Source organism: Butyrivibrio sp. NC3005 (genome assembly GCF_000424545.1).
GTDB lineage: Bacteria > Bacillota > Clostridia > Lachnospirales > Lachnospiraceae > Butyrivibrio.
Genome location: NZ_KE384206.1, coordinates 1 through 3,881, shown reverse-complemented (window position 1 = coordinate 3,881; position 3,881 = coordinate 1). Strand labels below are relative to the sequence as shown.

Below are 3,881 nucleotides of genomic sequence, written 5' to 3'. Positions count from 1 at the left end.
CTTGACTTTTGTTCTCACGAAACTCGCAGTAAATGCGAGTTTCTGAATATAAGTGACAAGAAGTCATAGATTTTTGTCACTTTCCCAAAAATCCAGACGAAAATGTAATAACCATCATAAGACAAAAGAAAAACGCAAATGATATAGTTCCTTTATCAGAATGTTTTCCCGTGCACATCGAAGGTATATTTTCTTCTATTACCAAAAATGAGATAGCACCGCCTGTAAGTGCCATGGTAAATAGTAATATTCCTGGGAAAGCTGTCACCAATATTATCATAGAAATTCCCAAAATAGGCTCTATAACGCCAGATATAACTCCCATCAAAAACGATTTGCTTTTTTCTTCTCCATCAGTTCTAATCGGAGCTGATACAAATAATCCCTCCGGAACATTTTGAATTGCAATACCTATAGTAAGAATAAGGGCAGCAGCCAAGGATACTTCATCAGATTTATTAATAGCTCCAGCATACATAATACCTACAGCCATTCCCTCTGGAACATGATGAATCACCTCAGATAACATTACTTTTAATGAATACTTCAAACTATTAGAAGGACCCTCTTCCACTTTAGTGAAGACATGTGCATGAGGAACTGCCTTATCAAGAAAATATTGAAATACAATTCCTATAAAAAATCCAATAGCAGCTTCAATCACTTTTCCCTGTCGAACTGATGGATATAAAAGCGTCCACATAGAACAAGCCATCATAATTCCACCAGCCATGCCTATCATTATCAGCTTAAAATTCTCTTTAACCTGACTGTCTGTAACAAAAATGAATGCTGAACCAAGTACTGTTCCCATAAATGGAATAAGAAGACCGAACAAAACATCTCCATTGTCCATGAAATCCAATACACCAAAATGCTCTAACAAAATCTTAAGTCCTATAAATACAAGAACAATACCACCAGCAGCCTCTGCTCCAGACTTATATCTTGTTCCAAAGGCATTTCCTATCTTAACTCCAAAACACGAAAAGACAAATGTAGTAATCATAATAATCACACATCCAATAAAAGTATTAAACAAAGTCGGTGCTGCAATTAACTTAACAGGAACAGCTACAAAAGTAATTCCTACAGCTAGAGCATCAATTGAAGTTGCAACGGCCAGAATAAACATAGTTTTAATATCAAATCCAGCCCTTGTCTCCTCTTCCTTCGAAGAAAAAGCCTCTCTAATCATATTAGTTCCTATTATTGATAAAAGAATAAATGCAAGCCATGGGGCAATTTTATTAATGATAAATAAAAGCCTTATTCCTAAAACATACCCAATAAAAGGCATTAACCCCTGAAAAAAGCCAAACCAGACACCGCAAGACATAACCTGCTTTACACTAGCCTTCTTTGTCTCAATGCCTTTACATATAGAAACAGCAAAAGCATCCATTGACAGACCCACTCCTAGAAACAACAATTCAACAAGTCCCATAATCTCCTACTCTCCATTCCAAAATTAAAACAATTGAAATATAAAACAACAAACCCAAGTATAGCTTTTTAACTATACTCGGGTTTATTTAATCACTTTCTTCCAAAGCGCTCTCTATTTCCTGATACGCTTATTTAAATATAATAACCTCACATATAGTCTCGCTATATGTGAGTCTCGCAATTTAAAACAAGCCAGGTCTTACGACCAGTGTGTTGACTTGCTATGCTGCCACGCTTGCTACTCCCTCACACAATTAACAAAATATTATCATGAAATCGATAACATTGTCAAACCTAGCACCAACAAACAATTACAAAATATCTGCTAAAAGTAAGGGCAATATTACTCTTAACGCCGCTCTCGAGTCTGGTACGGATCCCTGTTTTCCTGATGAAAACAAAAACCTATAAAAACTCAGCAAAACTTCTGAATATACTCGCCGAAGAAAGGCAACGTTATTTCTGCAACCCCATATGATTCCGAACTATCAACCAAAAGTCCCATTTTTTTAAGAGCTGTACTATTAACCTGATAGCTTCCCTTTCCTTTAAGCTGTTCTAGAACCTCTTTCCTCTTCTTAGGACCTGTTGAAACAATCCTTAGAATCTCACGTTCACCTTCTGGAAGTTCCTTCCAGATTTTCTCATAACATTGCGAAAAAAGCTCACTTTTGGCAATTTTCTGAACATATTCTTCACCTTTATCTTTGTATTCAAAATATGCACTTCCAAATACCTGATAAGCGTAGGCAAAACCTTTTGTCATCTTGGCATACAAAATAGCCTTTTCTTCATCCATCTGAGCCATATCCTCATATTTTATAGCCATTGCAGGCATTGGAAAAGGCTCCGTTTTCAGTTCAGCTGCTCTCTTGAAAAAAGTCAGATTCGGCACTTCGCCTAGTTCATAAAAATTCTGATATACACCTGAGCAGATTAGATAAACCGGCCATGGAGCTTCAATCTCATTATCTAATGTATTTCTTAAAAGTTTGGCATATACAGAACAAAACTCAGTCATTGCCTCAGTCTTAGCAATATCATCAACACCTATAAGAATCTTCTTATCAGCTTTAATCAAAATTCCAATAAGCTGTTCAAGTCGAACCTCGTCATCATAATCAGTTTTGTTATTAAGGCCAGCATTTATTCCAGCAAATGGAATCGAAACATTAAAAGTCGTTTTCTCCGAAAGAAGCGCTGTCTTCACCTCAGGTTCTAGTAAAAGATATGAAATTAGAGTTTTTATCTGATTCCTGGCAGATGAGATATCGTATACAAGCCATCCACCCTCTTTCATCTCTGCAGTTTTGTAATGTCGCAAAATATTGCCGAAAATCACAGTTTTCCCAGAACCTCGTATACCACTTATCTTGTATACACTCTCGGAAGGTTGCGGATACATAAAGTTCTCATATACCCTTTCTTCTAAAGTAGTGGAAATGCTGGCATCACCAACTCTTCCCGGCGTATGTGTAAACGGATTCTTCATTATTCCCTCCAATACAACTATTTACAGGTTATAAACTTATATACAACTGTTTACAGGTTCAAGATGATTTTACAACTATTTACAACTTAGTACAAGTTTGTTTCCACATATACATATATACATTCCGAATTAAAAAATAGAAATGAACTTTGGATTGCTCCTCAATTTAGAAATGACATCTTCTGAAAAAAATCCGATATACTCTTTAAAAGTTCCTTCGTTTATACAAATAAAGCGTGAAGGCAGTTCAATCGCATCACTTATACATGCTGAAGTCGGTCTTTTCATAGGCACCTTAACATTCTTCATAAAGAATCTTCCATAATCATAGGCTTTTTCAAAAAAATCTATAGCATGATTATAATCTTTATTCCTATTACAAATCCACGCTGCATTTAAATAAAGAATACATATATCTCTATTAAACCATCCATAATTACCATCTTCAAAAACAGACTTGTAAAGCATATCATCCTGTGTTCTTTTATCTCTTTTACGCAATTCTTTGATTTTGTTACCTAGCATAATCCTCATATTCGATTTCTCCTTAGATGAATTCACCAGTGTAATTTCATTATATCGAAAAAATAACGAGAATAAATAATCAATTAGTTGTTTGATGTTCAACTATAAGTTTACTTTCCTACTTGTTATTGTAAAAAAGTGCAGATATCAGAAATGATTACTTTCTAATATCTACACTTTTATCAGTAACGAAAATAGATTTTATACAACTTTTTACTGGAATTTATGATAATCATCCGCAATAAGCCTGCTTAGCAGGCCAATTTTTTCTAACGACAAATTTTGGTATAGTACAGTTATTGATTTTCGTAATAAAAACAATAACCTATAAATCAACCTCTTCGCCGCATAATATTTCAACCACCTTTTCTTCGCTAAAGTCTGGCGATAGCTCTATAACTTTGTCATAGATTCC

Annotated in this window: 3 protein-coding genes; all 3 read right to left on the bottom strand. The window is 34.9% G+C overall.

All coding sequences use genetic code 11. The features are described 5' to 3' along the window. Positions 1-76: 76 nt before the first annotated feature. Positions 77-1,447, bottom strand: a complete 1,371-nt coding sequence (locus G634_RS20985) for a manganese efflux pump (RefSeq protein WP_081676668.1) — start codon at positions 1,445-1,447, stop codon at positions 77-79. Positions 1,448-1,864: 417 nt separating this feature from the next. Then, positions 1,865-2,941 carry a hypothetical protein gene (locus G634_RS0114900; RefSeq protein WP_026505924.1) on the bottom strand — a complete coding sequence of 359 codons (1,077 nt, stop codon included), beginning with the start codon at positions 2,939-2,941 and terminating at the stop codon, positions 1,865-1,867. A gap of 129 nt (positions 2,942-3,070) precedes the next feature. Further along, the gene (locus tag G634_RS0114895; protein WP_026505923.1) at positions 3,071-3,475 is read right to left on the bottom strand and encodes a hypothetical protein; all 405 of its coding nucleotides are present in this window, start codon (positions 3,473-3,475) and stop codon (positions 3,071-3,073) included. Between the last annotated feature and the right edge of the window lie 406 nt (positions 3,476-3,881).

Coding starts and splice junctions, on each gene's coding strand:
- G634_RS0114900 (WP_026505924.1), bottom strand. CDS start 2,941: ATGAAGAATCCGTTTACACATACGCCGGGAAGAGTTGGTGATGCCAGC.
- G634_RS20985 (WP_081676668.1), bottom strand. CDS start 1,447: ATGGGACTTGTTGAATTGTTGTTTCTAGGAGTGGGTCTGTCAATGGAT.
- G634_RS0114895 (WP_026505923.1), bottom strand. CDS start 3,475: ATGAGGATTATGCTAGGTAACAAAATCAAAGAATTGCGTAAAAGAGAT.